Here is a 16,157-nt window from a genome sequence, read left to right as displayed (position 1 = left end):
AGAACCTTTCCGGTCATGCGTCGCGCCCGCAGGTCAGGCGATATCCCGGAGGTACTTCTCCAGGACCCCGGCGAGGCGGGTGATACCGGTCCGGATCGTCTCCGGGTCCGCGTTGGAGAAGTTGAGCCGGACCCCCCGGTCCCCGTTTCCATCGGTGTAGAACGGCGTCCCGGGGAGGATCGCCACCTTCTCCTCCAGGGCCCTTCTCCAGAGCTCCATCGACGACACCCCCGGGGGAAGGGTGAGCCAGACGAACATCCCTCCGGCCGGCCGGGTGAAGGTGACCTCGCGCGGGAACAGTTCCTCCATGAGGGAGACCATGAGAGTGCACCGGGCGGCATATGCCCGGTTGATCTCCCTGATATGGGCGTCGATATCCTGCTCCTCCAGGTACCGGGCGAGGACCAGCTGGGAGAAGATGCTGGTGTGAAGGTCGGAGGCCTGCTTGGCCGTAATCGCCATCTCGATGATCTCCTTCGGGGCGCACATCCACCCCAGGCGGAGGCCCGGGGCCACGATCTTGGAGAACGTCCCGCAGAGCACGGTCCGGTCCGGAAGGTCGCACTTCAGGGGCCGGAGCGCCTTCCCGTCGAACCGGATCTCCCCGTACGCGTCGTCCTCTACCACCAGGGTCTCTTCCCCTGAGAGCAGGCCTACGACCTCTTTCCTCCTCCCCGGGGAATAGGTGATCCCCGAAGGGTTCTGGGAGTTGGGGATGCAATAGAAGAAGACCGGCCGGTCTTCCCGGACCACCCGGGCAAGGGCCGCCGTGTCCGGGCCGTCCGGCTCCAGGGAGACCGGGCAAAACCTGGGCATGGACTGGGAGAACGCCTGGATTGCGCCAAGATACCCGGGTGCCTCGATCCCCACCGGGTCCCCTTCGTTGAGGAAGATCCTGCCCACGAGGTCCAGGGTCTGCTGCGACCCGTTGGTGATCAGGATCTCCTCGGGGGAGACCTCGAGGGAGTATCTCCTCGCATACCTGTCGGCGATCCACCTCCGGAGCGGCAGACAGCCCTCGGTGGTGGAATACTGCAGCGCGGACCGCCCCTCCTTCCGGAGCACCTCTCCCGTGGCCAGGGCTACTCCCCCGGCATCCAGGAATGCAGGGCTGGGGAGCCCGCCCGCAAAAGAGATGATATCCGGCTTCTCGGTGACCTTGAGGATCTCCCGGATAAAGGACCGGGGCGTGGCCCGGATCCTCCGGGAGAAGTGATAGGGAGCTGGTGTTGCCATTCTTTTCGCCTTCTGATACGAACTAAAAGGTTGAGCGGGGGAGCTGATGAATCTATCATGATTAATCGGTATAAATCCCCTGGAGTCCTCGTGGCGCTCTGTGTGTTAATCCGACCTCATTCCACTCTTCCAGGGAAAAAAGGGCAAACCGGTGTGAGCGCCCTCGACTTCCTTTCCTGCATTACACGGTCAGGCGATGAAGGTCTGTCACGCGAGGAGCGTGGGGATGTAGTTCGAAATAAGAGATAGTTCGGGATGAATGCGGTCCGCCTTACCGGGACCTTTCCACCGTGTCCCGGCCATCCGGACCGGAGCAAAACTCCTGCATGATCCGGAGCGCGCAGAATGAACCGCACATAGTGCAGGGGTCTCCGTCGGGGTTCGCGATGCAGGCTTTCTCGTGGTCCAGGGCGAGTGCAGCCTGGCCTTTCCAGTCAAGCGCCGCCCGCCGGATCGCAAGCGCCTCATCCCGGTCGTCCCTGCCGTACTTGATCAGGTCCCCGATATGGGCGGCGATCAGGAACGCCGCGAGGCCTTCCCGTACCTGGGCGGGGGTGGGCAGGCCCATGTGCTCCGCCGGGGTGATGTAACAGAGATAGTCGGCTCCCGCCCCGGAGGCGAGCGCCGCCCCCACGCACCCGGCGATATGGTCGTTCCCCATGGCGATATCGGTGGGGAGCGGTCCTGCGACGAAGAGGGGGAACCCGCTTTTTTTCTTATAGTCACTGATATATCCCGGGATCCTTCGGGGATGCACGTGCCCGCCGACCCCCTCGAGGATCACCTGGACCCCCGCTTCATGAGCCCGTCGTGCCAGGGCGACATTCTCCCGCATCTCCATGACCTGGGGGCGGTCCCGGGCATCGTGGATGCACCCGCTCCGCATGGTGTTCCCGAGAGAGAGCACGATATCGTGCCGGTGCAGGATATCGAGCAGTTCATCGAAACGTGCGAGGTAAGGGTTCTCACACCCCCGGAGGACCATGTGGGCGGCCATCATCGACCCGCCCTTGGACACCACGCCCATGATGCGGGGCGAGCGGCGGACCCCATCGAGGAGCTTCCCGGAGACGAGGTGCAGGACAAAGGAACTGATCCCCTCCTCTGCCTGCCGCCTGAGGTTCCCGAAGAGGTCCTCGTCGCTCAGGTGTTCGAGCCCTGTCTCGGCGACCGCCTGGTAGGTGGGGACGGTGGTGAGGGGCAGGGCGGTCGCGGCAAGGATCCGGCTCCTCATCAGGGTGATGTCCCCTCCCATGGAGAGGTCGCTGATGGTATGCGCCCCGAGGGATTCTGCAATCCGGGCTTTCTCCACCTCGTCTTCCGGGTTGCAGCAGGCGGGGGAGGTCCCGATGTTCGCGTTCACCTTGGTGGACAGGCCGTCACCGATACCGAGGGATACATCCCCCCGTTTCATAATCACTACCCGGCCTTCGGCCACGCTCCGGGAGAGCTCCCCGGGGTCCCTCCCTTCTGATGCGGCGACCCGCCGCACCGCGTCAGTGATCGTTCCCGCCTGCGCCGCTTCGATCTCCGTGATCATGGTTCTACGGTACGTATTGGGTGGCACGGTTCATCATGGTGCGGTGAAAGTGATGAGAAAAGACGAACTCCACGGTTCCTATCCCCCCGGGGTGGACCCGTCTCCCACCCGGCGCGGATGCGCTAGTTTCATCCTCTGGGCGATGTGATACCCGGAAATGACCTGCACGGTCTCCCCGAATGCCGCATCGAGGGCAGGTTCCCCGGTGTCCACGAAGAGGACCGGGGTGGCGGCGAGTTTATGCGGGGTGGCAATCACGATCACGTTCCCGACCCCGATCCTCCGGAGCACCGCGGGGCTGACCTGCTGGGTCCCCCTCCCGAGCACCGAGCCCTGGGCCCCGAGCACCGATATCACCAGACGGGCGGGGCCGGGTCCTGCGAGCAGGGCCCGCATTCCCCGTTCGTTCAGGTCCCTGCCCACCAATCTGCCTGATTTCACCGCGTCGAACCCGAGCAGGGTCTTTTCCACCCCGAGCTCCCTCGCGACCTCTCCCGTAGTGGTGCCAGGGCCCAGAATATACACGGTCTCCGGGGTCCCCAGGATCACCTCGGCGATGAACCTGGCGATTTCGTGCCGCGCACGGTCCTCGTCCTGGTCGATGAAGACCCTTTTGGCCCCCTGCACCAGCCCGGGGAGGTAGGGGCTCCGGGCGTACCCGATCAACCGGGTGCGGAGCGCCCCTTCCCGGTAGGCCTCCTCGTCCACGTCCATCACCTCCGCGTCACGGAGGTGGAGCGAGGCCGGGTCGTGGATCAGGATCTCCGCCGCAGCCTCCGGCGTGAGCGCGAAGACCGCGGAGAACATCTTCACCCCGGCGGGGATCCCGAGGATGGGGACCGTGTCCCCCGTTACCTCGTAGATATCTCGTGCAGTGCCGTCGCCCCCGCAGAAGAGGACCAGGTCCGCGCCCTCCGCGACGAACACCCGGCAGGCAGCGAGGGTGTCCTCGCGGGATGTCCCCGGCGGGGGGGTGTATACCACTCGAAACGCGGCGATACCGGCCTCCCGAAGCGAATCCTCTCCCATCGGCCCCGCACAGGTGAGGAACTCGTAAGGGGAGCCACGGAGGCGCCCCAGCACCTCCGCAGCCCTCGCACCCGCCCGGGGGACTGCCCCGCGGGCACGCGCTTCCTCGACCAGCCCGTCGGTTCCCTTCAGTCCCACGGCCCCTCCCATCCCGGCCACAGGATTTACCAGGAATCCGATCCGGCGTATCATCAGGAAGAGTAGGGGAGCCGGAGGACTTGTGGTTGCTGGTCTGGCGGACGTGGGCACCGGCCGGCGGGCTTCATTGTGATTGGGACCCGGCTCCCGCAATGCGGCGGTGCGTGTGGCGGACCTATAACAGGTCGGGCATATCCCTCGGGGCGTCACATCGGCGGGGCGGAGTCCCGGAAGCTTCATAAATTATCGTTTTTTCCTGAACTACCTCTGTCGAAGCCCTGAGAATATGATCATACATGAGGGAGATCGAGGACGTCAACAGAGCCCTTTATTGTAAAGATTTTCCGGAAAAAAACGAAAGGAAAGGTTACTGTTAACGAGAGGTGTGGAGGGGCGTTCACACCTTCGGGAGCCTTCCAAGGGCCTCCTTGATCAATGCGTCGGGATACTCGTAGTCCACCAGCTGCCCCGCGTAGAATGCGTCGTAGGCGGACATGTCGAAGTTCCCGTGTCCCGAGCAGTTGAAGAGAATGGTCTTCGCCTCTCCGGTCTCCCTGCATTTCAGGGCGCAGTCGATCGCTGCCTTCACCGCGTGGGAGGTCTCCGGTGCAACGATGATCCCCTCCGTCCGGGCGAAGGTCTGGGCCGCTTCAAAAACCTCGCTCTGGTGGTAGGAGACCGCCCGCATCACCCCGTCGTGCACGAGCTTGGAGACGATGGGCGAGTCGCCGTGGTACCGGAGCCCCCCCGCATGGATCGAGGGCGGGACGAAATCGTGGCCCAGGGTGAACATCTTCATGAGCGGGGTCAGCCCGGCGACGTCGCCGAAGTCATAGGTATAGAGCCCCTTCGTAAGGGTCGGGCACGACGCGGGTTCCACTCCCACGATGTCCACTCCGGGATGCTTCCCGGTCATCTTGTCCCCGGCGAAGGGGAACGATATCCCGGCGAAATTGGACCCCCCGCCCACGCACCCGATCACCACGTCGGGGTAATCGTCCACCATGGCGAGCTGCTCCCTGCTTTCCAGACCGATGACCGTCTGGTGGAGACAGACGTGATTGAGCACCGACCCGAGGGCGTAGTTGGTGTTGGCATGGGTGGCCGCGTCCTCCACCGCCTCCGAGATTGCGATGCCGAGGCTCCCCGGGGTGTCCGGGTCCTTTGCGAGCACCGCTTTTCCGGAGTTCGTCTTGGTGCTCGGGCTGGGGATGCACTCGGCCCCCCATACCTGCATCATCGACTTCCGGTAGGGTTTCTGGGTGTAGCTCGACCGGACCATGTAGACCGTGCAGTCCAGCCCGTAGAGCATGGTGGCGAACGCGAGCGCCGAACCCCACTGGCCTGCTCCCGTCTCGGTGGCGATCCGTTCCACCCCCGCTTTCATGTTGTAATACGCCTGGGCGACCGAAGTGTTGGGCTTGTGGCTCCCGGCCGGGCTCACCCCTTCCCACTTGTAGTAGATCTTCGCCGGGGTCTTCAGGTGTTTTTCCAGCCGGGTCGCACGGTAGAGTGGGCTCGGCCTCCAGAGCCGGAGCACGTCCCGCACATCCTCCGGGATGTCGATCATCCTCTTGTCGCTCATTTCCTGCCGGATCAATTCCATAGGAAAGATAGGGGTGAGATCGTCCGGAACCAGGGGCTTGTGAGTCCCCGGGTGGAGCGGAGGGTCCATGGGAGAGGGAAGGTCGGTGAGGATGTTGTACCACTGACGGGGCATCTGGTCCTCATCGAGGAGAATCTTGGTCTTGGGTTGCATGAAGTTACATTATTCTGTACAAATAAATACATTGTTGTCGTTATATGTTGATTCAAGGCGGCATGGGGATAACGCCTTCACTGGAAAATTCCCGTAAAAAATAATGTTTTTTTTATGAGGAGAGGCTTTTTACCGCCTCTTCCACCGTTGCAGAGACCGAGAAGAGCCGGGAGAACCCGGTCATATCGAAGACCTCTTTTACGAACGGCTGCATCCCTGCAAGCCGCATCTCCCCGCCCAGGGAACGGACCTTCTTCAGGGAGGCCAGCAGCACCCGGAGGCCTGCACTGCTCATATATTCCACGCCGGAGAGGTCCACCACGATCTTCTTCACCCCACGCTCCAGGGGGGCGTTGATCGCCGCCTCCATACCGGGAGCCGAGCTCGCATCGATCCTCCCTTCAACCTTCACCACTTCAACCTGGTCCGCCATCAAAATCCCTTGTGCTATGGTAGGTTAGTCCGCGACCGTTAAAGAGGTTACAGGGGGGGAGCGTGGAAGATCATCCGGAACATCCCTCCCTCCGGGCACGGCTCCACCTCGAGCCGTGCACCCGCAAGCCCGGCGAGCCTGGTCCCGAATCGGAGGGGCGTGGGCCCGAGGGCGGAGCCCCCCGTCCAGGCAGCCCGGAGTTCTCCGCCCTCCGGGAGGAGCGCGCTCGTGAAGGTAACGGATTTCATTCCCGAAGAGACCAGCTTCTCCAGCAGATAGGCCATGGTCTCCCCGAACCGCTCCCGGTCCATCTCCGCCGGGATCATACCCGGGGCCGGGGTGAACCGCAGGGACACCCCCTCGAAGATGTTCACCGACGCGATCCTCACCACCAGGGCCCGGACGAACTGCGCTTCGTCCTCCACGTCGAGGATGTCCTCCTCCCCGTAGGCGGGGCCCGAGAGTTCGGTAAGAACCGCTTCCAGCACCTCGTTCAGGTCGGCAGGAATAAGGGTCGTCCGGGGGCGGTACCCCCGGAACCTCGCCCCGTAGTCCTCGAGGAGTCTGCCCGCCCGGCGGGCGAGCGAGAGGTCGAGTACCTCGGAGAGCGTCTCCTCCTGGTAGATGCGGTTCAGCTTGGAGACGATCTGCCCTGCTTTCAATGCCAGGTGGAGCTCCGCGATGTTCCCTTCGTGCAGGTCCCGGGAGAATGAGTTGAAATCGGCGATCAGTTCGTCCACCAGGTCGGCGTTGATCAGGCCCCTGAGCCGGTCCGCCTCGCCGCTTTCCTCGATCTCGTCGAGCACGTGGGCCACGTACACCAGCCTGCCGGCGATGACCGTGAAGAGGCGCTCGACTTCGGCCATCAGCTCCTGGCCATATCCTGCGGTCTCGCTCACCCACTCCGCATCGATCATGTCGATCCCCGAGAGGGACATCGTCTCGCGCCGCATCCCGGACAGGGCCCGGATCATAGTGGGGGTATCGAGCGCATTCCCGTGACCAGGCAGGAAGGTGGTCACTCCTCCCTGCGCGATGAACCCTGTCACCCTGTCGATGGAGGTCACCAGTTCCCCTGCCGACCAGCCGTAAATGCCGGCGATGACCGGGGCGGTGCCGAAGAGAAGGTCCCCGATGATGAAGAACTCCCCGGCCCTGATACAGACGCTGTCCGGGGAATGGCCCGGGGTATGGAAGAACTCGAGGGTGTCCCCTCCTCCCAGGGGGAGCACCTGGCGGGGGAACGAGTCATCGTTCTCCAGGATGACCGGGTCGCAGCAGGTGATGATCCGCTCCCCGCACATGGCGTACTCCCGGTCTCCCTCCTCGGAGATTACGAGACGTATATCCACCGAGACACCGTCCGGGAGCTCGACATGGAGCATGTCCGCGATGGTTGCCGCCCGGTTTTTCAGGGCCAGCGCCTCCGCTCCCGAGTCCTGGACCGCCACCGCCATCCGGGGCAGGGCGCGGAGACGGGGGTTGAAGAGGAGTTCACGGCAGTGATCGAGGTGGATGTGGGTCAGGCAGACCAGGACCGGCCGGTCATTCTCCTCCCGGAGGCGGGCGATCTCCTCAAGCAGGACCTCGGTCTGGGGTTCCAGGCCGCCCGGGTCGATGAGGATGATGAAACGCTCCGAGGAGATGAGGTAGGAATTCGAGGAGTTGATGTCCACTTTCCGGATGTAGGGATAGAGCTTGAGCCCCTTCGTCCCGGGTACCTTCTGCCATACCTGGTGTTCGATCTTCATCCCGTCCCTTCTGCTGCCCGGGACCTGCCGGCATTTTCGGCCCGGGCGCGTGCTTGAAGAGTTATATCCCTCATGGTACTAATAATCAGGAGAATGTTCCCCGGAGAGGAGATCCCAAAAGACAAGACGCCCGTTCCCGCCGCGGTCCCCGACCAGTGGAACTACCTGCTCTCCGGGATATGGAGCCAGGTGGCGCACCTGGTGATCAGGTTCGACGAGCCGCTCGCGTGGGAGCGGCTCAACAAAGCGGCCGGGTGTCTCCTCCTCGCAGAGCCCCTCGCGGGCTCCCGGTTCGTTGAGGGCGAAGTTCCCGTCTTCCTGCCCGGAGAGTACCGGGAACGCGCCGGTACACTGGTCTCGCTCCCGCCGGGTGAAGGAGATCTCGAACTGGCCCTGGCCGCTCCCGGCCCCGATGCCGCGGAAGGTCCCATGGTCCGTATCACCCGGATCGGTCCGGGATCCGATACCCTGGTCCTCTCCGTGAACCATACGCTCTGCGACGCCAGGGGGATGAAATACCTGGCGGGGCTGCTCGCCCGGTTTTACCGGGAACCGGAACGCCCTATCCCCGATCCCGACCCGGGTTCCCGCGGTTTTTCCGGATTGTTCGACCGTTTCGACCCGGATACATTGCAGCTGGCACGACGGGCCGCAGGAGAGACGACCCGGGTCTGGGGGGTCCCTATGGGGAAGACACGGGGTGGCACGAGGTTCGTCTCAAGGACGCTCGAGAGGGATCTGTTCCATCCGGTGCGGAAATGGTGCAAAGGCAGGGGGTTTACCCTCAACGACCTGTTTCTCGCCGCGTATTTCCACGCTCTCTCGCCTTTTTACGGCGATGCCCCCGGGCCCCTCCCCGTACTCTGTGCCATGGACCTCCGCCAGCTCGCCCCCGGGGCCATGGCCGAATGCGCCAACGGGTCGGTGGCATTCGAGGTCGGGATACCCCGGGGCTTGGCCGGAGAATCACTCGTAGCCGCGGTCAATTCCGGGATGGCAGCCCATAAAGCGGATCGAACCGGCCTCGGAGTTGCGATGCGCCAGGTGGAGGAGTTCGCCGAAGGTTTCTATGCGGTCAGGACCCGGCTGCGGGACCTTGAAATTTCGAGTGAGGAGGGCAACGAAAAGATGAATCCTTTCTTCTCCAATACCGGAATACTGTCCGAGGAACTCCTTGATTTTGGCGAACCGGTAGTCCGTGACGCCTGGATCCTTCCTCCGGTGGAATATCCTCCCGGCTTCGGGCTGGCGGTCAGCACATTCTCGGAGAGGATCACCTTCTCCGCGGGAATATGTTCCGATTCGCTGCAGGGATCGCAGGCTCTGGCCATCCTCTCCCGGATGGAAGCGTTCATCCGGGACGTCACAGGGACGGGTTAGGGTGGGTAAGATCACTTCCGGCCTTCGACCTCTTCGATCTTTATTACTTCTCCGCAGTTGGGGCAGACGATCTCGCCGCTTCCCATCTGCTTCTCCTCTTTCTCCTTTCGCAGTTCGGCCACGAACCCGGATGCGAGGATACCCGCAGGAAGGGCGAAGAGTGCGATACCGCTGATGGCCACCACGCTCCCGATCAGTTTCCCGAGCGGGGTCACCGGCACGATATCACCGTATCCCACGGTGGAGAGGGTCTCTACCCCCCACCACATCGAAGCGAGGATGCTGGTGAACTTGGTGGGCTGGGCGGCATGCTCGGCATAATACATCAGGCTCGAAGAGAGTATGAGGACCAGGAAGAGGAAGAAAAAGGCTACCGAGAGCTCTTCCTTCTTCACTCTGACCACCTTCGCCATGGTATCCAGGGCCGGGGTATAATGCCCCAGTTTCAGGATCCACAGGATCCTCGAGAACCTTACCAGGAATGCGATATCCGGGTTCGATATGAAGAACACGGTGTAAAACGGGACGAGGGTGACCAGGTCGATGAGCGCCAGGGGTGTCGCCGCGTAACGGAGCCTGCCCCACCGGGACCCTGCATAGGCCGGGTTTTCGACGCAGACCCACAATCGCAGGATGTACTCGAGAGAGAAAATCCCCACCGAAAAGATGGTCAGGGTGGAAAAAAACGGGAAATATTCCTGGAAATACGTGGGATCGGTCTCGAGCACCGCCGCCCCCACGTTCACCGCGATCAGCACCGAGAAGAAGATGGCGGCCCACTTCCCCCTCCCTTTCCCGATGTGAGGTCCTTCCAGGATCTCGTAGACTTCGTGGCGTATCGTGTTCGTCATACTCTTTCGCCCTGTGGTTACTCCCCGTACGCACTGAATTTTCCGCAAATCCCATAAATGGACCGGTCCGGCCTCATGGCGACCGTGAAGCGGAGAGAGGCACGATCCTTGCCTCCTTTGTGAGGGTATCGAAGAGGGCGCAGGTGGGTTCGCCGGTGAGATACCCGCATATCTCTCCCGGATTGATCACCAGCGTCCTTCCCCTGCGGGATATTTCCGACCGGTGGGTATGGCCGTGCACCACAAGGTCGAAGAACCCGCTCTCCACCAGGTCGTGCAGGAGTGCGGCCTCATGACCGTGGAGAAGAGCGACTTTCAGGCCGTCCGGGTCCAGTTCACAGAAATTCCCCCTGATTTCGATGTTCCGGAATTCACCGCAGCGTGCGGTGAGCAGTCCACGGTCCCCGTCGTTGTTCCCGAATACCCCGATTACCGGGGCGGTGCACCGGGCAAACTCGGGAATCACGAAGGGTGCGATGTAATCCCCGGTGTGGAGCACCAGGTCCACCCCCTCGGCGTTTAAGAAGGCCACCGTCCGGATGACGTTGTGAAGGTGGTCGTGACTGTCCCCGACAATTCCGATCCGCATCTCCTGCTCCTCCGATACCCGATCTGGGAGGCCGGGAATAAAAGCGTTGGCCATGACCGATCACGCGCAACATTTATCTCCCGGATTCTCATATGGCACACAAACCCGCGAGGTGTAACAGGTGACGGAACAGGCCGGAATGAACACAGGCGAAGGCGAGAACGAGGCTATCCTCTCGGCGATCACCGCGGCGATGAAGACCTGCGATTCCCGTACCCGCAGGAACCTTGTCGACCGGGTGGTCGCACGACTCTTTACCGACCCCGGGTTTGCCCGGAGATTCGTGGACGCCGGCGGGGTCGCATTCCTCGTCCAGGGACTCGACGACCCCGACGAGAAAATTCGGCTCCACACGATCCATGCCCTTTCCCGCCTGGCGGTCCAGGGTTTCGGGGATGAGCTCCGGCAGGCAGGTGCCGCCGCTCCCCTGGCGATCCTCAAGGGTTCCGACCCGTACGAGGCGGTCAGGGATATGGCAGGCCACACCCTGCAGCAGATCCTGTAACCGGGGCTCACCCTGCCGGTGAGGGTACATTGAGAAGAAGGTGAAGGATATGGCAAAGAACACACTGGAATCCGAGATGCTCACCCGGAATATCCGCCTCATGTCGAGCGAGGATGAGGAGGAACGGTTGAACGCGGTGGAGGCGCTGGTCACCAGCACCTGGGACCCCGCCTGGTCCCCGAAGATGCTTATCGACGGCGGCGGACTCCCCGCGGTGGCGAGCTGCCTCTCTGCCGGGAGCCCCCGCGTACGGGGGGCCGCGGTGGCGCTCCTCAGGGCCCTGGTGGAACGTGGCGAGGCAGAGGCGGTCGCGGTGAATAACGTGGTCCCGGTGCTGGAGCGATTGCGGGACGACCCCGACGAGATCGTGAAGACCCGGGCCGCCCTCCTCCTGGAACTGCTCCGGTCGAAGGGGTGCTTCTAGGAACTAAATTTTATTTAACGTTTCTAAAAACCTGTTTTTCGTTGCTTTCCCGGGCTACGCCTCCCATTTACCCTGGGCCACAGGTGCGGCTCTCCGACAATTAATGGTTTAACCTGACTGATTTCGTTCAATATCAAATAATTAAAAAAGATCCTGGACCCACGACAGTTCAGGCATATCCTGTCGGGGCGCCGCAGCGGCGGGGCTGAGCCCCTGGAGCGTCATATACCTTAAAAAACGCCAAAAATCATTTCATTTTGGTAATTCCTGCTGATTTTACACAATTTTCTTTGTCAGTCCACTCAAAAGAGTGCGTAAGGAATTCCCCGGAGGAAAAAAGGAAAGATCTATCCGGCAAGGATTCCCCTTATCTTCTCCGCCGTTTCCCCGGCCGATTCGTTGAGCGGGACTATCTCCACCTCATCCGATGAGGCTGCCCCGACCCCCAACCCCGCGGCGGTCTCGATCTGCTCCTGGGAAAAGACGCTCCCCTTCGTCACCTCGCGGGTAGTCCCGTAGAACCGGAGGAGTGAGACGCCCACCGCATCCACCGCCACACGGTCGGTCGAGGCAAGCAGCAGCCCGGGGGCGACCCGCTCCCCCTGTTCGGGGCCTCCCCTGACAAAGGCCTCCAGGGCGTCCATCACCACCAGGTCGGCCCGGTAATGGGCGTTGATCTCCCCGATCATTCTCCGCTGGTCGCGGGAAGCATGCAGTTCCCACATGTAGTTGTGCAGCCCGCCCGGGAGCCGTTTTGCCACCAGCCCGACGGAATTCTTGAGGGACATGGTAAAATGCCCCCCGAACCTGTGGGTCTTGCAGCAGCAGGTGTTCACCACCACCCCGGCGTCGAGGAGAAGTTTCGGGAGGTAAAACCCGTGCTTCCAGTGGGTGTTCCCGGGAGGGAACTCCACCCACGCCTCGCGGGGCAGTTCGTCAAGGACCACCGCCTCGCATCCGGGCCGGTCCATCGTGGCGAACACTTTCCGGTTGGTGAGCACCTGACGCGTGTTTCCCATCCCGCTCCGTTCCAGAAGCGTCATTTTTGCGGGCTCCCTTGCCCCGAGTTCCTCCACCAGCACCCTCAGTGTTTCCGGATGGGTTGAAGCGGGAAACGGGTCGTCGCTGTTATAGTTCGCCTTTATGACCACCGGCTTCCCTTTCAGGTCAGGAACCACAGGCTCCCGGAAGAGGGCCCGGATTCCCTCCGCCCGGTCTGAAGTTTGTATGAGGTAGACTTTGGACATCGTTCGCCCCCGGGGTCGGATCCCCAGGTGTTACGTGAATGGGTCCCCTCCGCCCTCATAATCATTTCGCCCGTGCAGGCCCGGATTGATAAGAATTGATTTATGTGCTTCCGTCTCCACCATCTGTATCGAAACAACTGGTGACAGACTATGCGTCTAAAGACATTTATCACGATATTTGCGCTTTTCATCCTGATCGGAACCTGTATCGGGCTTGTGAGCGCGAACCAGGTCGGCGGAGACGTCGCCTATTACTCGATCTCCTCGGCACCTATGGGTGCCAGCGTGACGATCGACGGTAAGTACGAAGGCACAACCCCCGTGATCGCGACCATTCCCGTGTCCGGCACTCCCGGTCATACCATCGAGGTATCGCTCGAGGGGTACGAGACCTGGACAGAGTATGTCCCCGGGAACCCCGAACCCGGCACGACCACCCAGTTCAACGCGGTGCTCACGCCGAGTCCGGTCACTCCCACGGTGACCATCACCATCCCCACCGTGACCACCCCGGTCGGCGGGGATACGGGCTATTTCGATATCCAGTCCTCCCCGAGCGGTGGCGAAGTGACCTTTGACGGCCAGTACAAGGGCGAGACCCCGGTAACGGTTACGGTATACACTCAGGCGACACCCCGGCACACGATCAGCATCTCCTACCCGGGATACCAGACCTGGACCCAGACCTACAACCAGAATCCCCAGCCGGGCCAGACCATTTACGTGCAGGCGAACCTGCAGCCCGCCCAGACCAGCGGTTCAGTGTACGTAACCTCGAACCCATCCGGCGCGCGCTGCACACTCGACAACGGATATACCCAGACCACTCCCTGCACCTTCAGCGGGGTCTCTTCGGGGAGCCACTCGATCTCAATCTACCTCTCAGGGTACCAGACCTATTACGCACAAGTGACCGTAAATTCGGGCCAGGTCACCACCCTTAACGCGTTCCTGACCCCGAGCACCACCACCGGAAACCTCCAGGTCAGCTCCTCTCCCTCGGGCGCGGACCTCTACATCGACGGGTCCTACTACGGGAGCACCCCGAGGACCGTGGGGAACCTTGCGTACGGCCAGCACTCGGTCACCCTGAGGCTCGCCGGGTACCAGCCCTACAGCAGCACCGTGACCATAAACCCCGGCCAGACCACCTCGATTTACCCCACCCTGACCCCGAACCAGGCTGCGCAGACCGGTGATATCGCCGTGAGCTCCGTCCCTGCCGGAGCGGCGATCTACGTGGACGGATCGTATTACGGGAGGACCATCCCCGGGGACTCCTTTGACATCAACGGTATCGTGCCCGGGAGCCACACGGTTATGCTCCAGCTCTCCGGGTACCAGGACTACACCACCACCGTGACCGTGTATGCCGGGCAGGTTACCACCGTCGCGGTCACGCTCTCCCAGAATCCCCAGCCCCCCACCTCGGGAACGCTCTATATCGATTCGAACCCGTCCGGGGCCGAAGTGTACGTGGATAACGCCTACCGGGGATACTCTCCCCTTACCCTGCAGGGCATCTCTCCCGGTTCCCACGTGGTGATGCTCACCCTCGGCGGTTACGCCGACTGGCAGTCCACCGTGCAGGTGACCGCGGGCCAGACCACCACGGTCAGCGCGACCTTCACGCCGACCCCGACCCCGACTCCGAGCCCCACCACGAAGGCGGGAGCCCTTCCCTTCGCGGGTCTTTGTGCGCTCGGACTCTCCGCAGCCCTCCTGCTTCGGAGAAAGGAATAACACCTTTTTGAAAAATTCCTCTTTTTTTTCTCCCGGATTACCCCGATGGCCCCTGCAGAGATCCGTATCGGTTATCCCGGATGGCTGCGCTATGCTTCCCCATGCATATGAGAATCGGGGGAGAGGAGATCGCGTCCGCGGAAGACCGCTGGATGCCGGTGATCAACCCGGCGACCGGGGTCGAGATCGACCGGGTACCCCGCGGGTCCGCCACAGAGGTCGACCTCGCCGTTCGTGCGGCAGGCGATGCTTTCGACGGGTGGGCAAAAAAGACGGTTCGTGAACGGGGGATGGTGCTGTTCCGGGCCGCCCACCTGGTCAGGGAGGATCACGAGGCGCTCGCCCGGACCCTTACCGCCGAGCAGGGAAAACCCATCCGGGAGGCGACCGACGAGATCAGGGGATTTGCAAACATCCTTGAATTTTATGCCGGTATATCCGCCGGGATTCGGGGAGATCTTCTCCCCCTGGGTCCTCTCGGCGATTGCCTCGTGACCCGGGAACCGCTGGGGGTCTGCGGGGCGATCGTTCCCTGGAACATGCCGGCGCTGATCATGGGGTGGAAAGTGGGTCCGGCCCTGCTTGCGGGGAATACGATGGTCTTCAAGCCTGCCTCCCAGACCCCGATCACCGCGTTGAAGATAACGGCCCTGATGGAGCATGCCGGCCTCCCTCCCGGTGTGCTGAACCTGGTCACCGGGCCCGGCGAGGCGGTGGGGGAGGCTATCGCCCGCCACCCTGGAATCGCGAAAGTCTCCTTCACCGGGGATACCGCGACCGGATGCCGGATACGGGAGCTTGCAGCCGGGGGGTTGAAGGCACTCACCCTTGAGCTCGGGGGTTCCGATCCGATGATCGTGTGGAAAGATGCGGACCTGGAAAAGGCGGCGGCAGGAGCGGTCAGGGGAAGGTTCTACAACTCGGGGCAGACCTGTACCGCGGTGAAGCGGCTCTTCGTGCACCAGTCGGTAGCCCCTGAATTCATGCGGCTGCTCATGGCGAAGGTAAATGCGCTCCGGGTGGGAAACGGGATGGTCCCTGGAGTGGATATGGGTCCCCTCGCGGGAAATTTCCAAAGAGAGCGGATCGTCTCCCTGATGGACGAGTTGCGTGCCAGGGACGAAGGGAAAATCGTGGCGGGGGGGTATGTTCCGGTCGAGGGAGACCTTTCCAGGGGTTATTATTATGCTCCTACTATCGTGACGGACCCCCACCCGGGATCGGCGCTCCTCTGCCGGGAGGTCTTTGGCCCGGTGCTCCCCGTGATGTGCATCCCCGATCTCGACGCAGCCATCTCGGAGGCGAACCGGTCTCCCTACGGCCTCGGAGCATCTGTCTGGACCAGGGACCTCGGGGTCGCGAAAGAAGTATTCTCCCGGGTCCGCGCCGGGGTGATATGGGTGAACCGCCACCTCACCGTCCCCCCCGAGGTCCCCTTCGGCGGGGTGAAGGAGAGCGGGATCGGAAGGGAGAACGGCGTGGAGGCATACCACTCCTATACCCGGACTAAAAGCCTGTTCCTTGGCTGGTAG

14 protein-coding genes are annotated in these 16,157 nt (G+C 62.4%); 5 read left to right on the top strand and 9 right to left on the bottom strand.

Annotated features, from left to right (window positions below; genetic code table 11):
* Window positions 1-33 precede the first annotated feature (33 nt).
* The 6 genes from J2741_RS07015 to J2741_RS06990 all read right to left on the bottom strand — a co-directional run bounded on the left by J2741_RS07015 (window position 34) and on the right by J2741_RS06990 (window position 7,886).
* Entirely contained in the window at window positions 34-1,236 is a 1,203-nt protein-coding gene (locus J2741_RS07015; RefSeq protein WP_209674282.1) for an aminotransferase-like domain-containing protein, read from the bottom strand.
* Between the two features lie 271 nt (window positions 1,237-1,507).
* Entirely contained in the window at window positions 1,508-2,776 is a 1,269-nt protein-coding gene (gene thiC / locus J2741_RS07010) for a phosphomethylpyrimidine synthase ThiC (RefSeq protein ID WP_209674281.1), read from the bottom strand.
* Between the two features lie 78 nt (window positions 2,777-2,854).
* Window positions 2,855-3,997 carry an ATP-NAD kinase family protein gene (locus J2741_RS07005; protein WP_209674280.1) on the bottom strand — a complete coding sequence of 381 codons (1,143 nt, stop codon included), beginning with the start codon at window positions 3,995-3,997 and terminating at the stop codon, window positions 2,855-2,857.
* Between the two features lie 343 nt (window positions 3,998-4,340).
* Complete coding sequence (locus J2741_RS07000) at window positions 4,341-5,702, bottom strand: TrpB-like pyridoxal phosphate-dependent enzyme (protein WP_209674279.1); 1,362 nt, start codon at window positions 5,700-5,702, stop codon at window positions 4,341-4,343.
* Between the two features lie 112 nt (window positions 5,703-5,814).
* Window positions 5,815-6,135: an STAS domain-containing protein gene (locus J2741_RS06995; RefSeq protein WP_209674278.1), complete on the bottom strand. Its 321-nt coding sequence runs from the start codon at window positions 6,133-6,135 to the stop codon at window positions 5,815-5,817.
* A gap of 47 nt (window positions 6,136-6,182) precedes the next feature.
* Complete coding sequence (locus tag J2741_RS06990; protein ID WP_209674277.1) at window positions 6,183-7,886, bottom strand: MBL fold metallo-hydrolase; 1,704 nt, start codon at window positions 7,884-7,886, stop codon at window positions 6,183-6,185.
* Window positions 7,887-7,979: 93 nt separating this feature from the next.
* On the opposite strand from J2741_RS06990, the gene J2741_RS06985 reads away from it, so the two are divergent.
* Complete coding sequence (locus tag J2741_RS06985; protein WP_209674276.1) at window positions 7,980-9,266, top strand: hypothetical protein; 1,287 nt, start codon at window positions 7,980-7,982, stop codon at window positions 9,264-9,266.
* 11 nt (window positions 9,267-9,277) lie between these two features.
* On the opposite strand, the gene J2741_RS06980 is transcribed toward J2741_RS06985, so the two are convergent.
* Together J2741_RS06980 and J2741_RS06975 are read right to left on the bottom strand one after the other, a co-directional pair.
* Complete coding sequence (locus tag J2741_RS06980) at window positions 9,278-10,117, bottom strand: ion transporter (protein ID WP_209674275.1); 840 nt, start codon at window positions 10,115-10,117, stop codon at window positions 9,278-9,280.
* A gap of 73 nt (window positions 10,118-10,190) precedes the next feature.
* Window positions 10,191-10,706 carry a metallophosphoesterase gene (locus tag J2741_RS06975; protein WP_209674274.1) on the bottom strand — a complete coding sequence of 172 codons (516 nt, stop codon included), beginning with the start codon at window positions 10,704-10,706 and terminating at the stop codon, window positions 10,191-10,193.
* Window positions 10,707-10,827: 121 nt separating this feature from the next.
* Between J2741_RS06975 and J2741_RS06970 the strand changes: the two genes are divergently transcribed.
* Both J2741_RS06970 and J2741_RS06965 read left to right on the top strand, forming a co-directional pair.
* Window positions 10,828-11,211: a hypothetical protein gene (locus J2741_RS06970; protein WP_209674273.1), complete on the top strand. Its 384-nt coding sequence runs from the start codon at window positions 10,828-10,830 to the stop codon at window positions 11,209-11,211.
* A gap of 49 nt (window positions 11,212-11,260) precedes the next feature.
* Window positions 11,261-11,635, top strand: coding sequence for a HEAT repeat domain-containing protein (locus tag J2741_RS06965; protein ID WP_209674272.1), 375 nt, complete (start codon window positions 11,261-11,263; stop codon window positions 11,633-11,635).
* 347 nt (window positions 11,636-11,982) lie between these two features.
* Here the strand turns inward: J2741_RS06965 and J2741_RS06960 are convergent, their stop codons facing one another.
* Window positions 11,983-12,882, bottom strand: coding sequence for a DUF362 domain-containing protein (locus tag J2741_RS06960; protein ID WP_209674271.1), 900 nt, complete (start codon window positions 12,880-12,882; stop codon window positions 11,983-11,985).
* Window positions 12,883-13,032: 150 nt separating this feature from the next.
* On the opposite strand from J2741_RS06960, the gene J2741_RS06955 reads away from it, so the two are divergent.
* Window positions 13,033-14,625, top strand: a complete 1,593-nt coding sequence (locus tag J2741_RS06955) for a PEGA domain-containing protein (protein ID WP_209674270.1) — start codon at window positions 13,033-13,035, stop codon at window positions 14,623-14,625.
* Window positions 14,626-14,726: 101 nt separating this feature from the next.
* On the top strand, window positions 14,727-16,157 hold the full coding sequence (locus J2741_RS06950) for an aldehyde dehydrogenase family protein (RefSeq protein ID WP_209674269.1): 1,431 nt from the start codon (window positions 14,727-14,729) through the stop codon (window positions 16,155-16,157).

The organism is Methanolinea mesophila, from assembly GCF_017873855.1.
GTDB lineage: Archaea > Halobacteriota > Methanomicrobia > Methanomicrobiales > Methanospirillaceae > Methanolinea_B > Methanolinea_B mesophila.
The sequence above is the reverse complement of the archived record's forward strand: the minus strand, read 5'-3'. Positions and strand labels throughout refer to the sequence as shown.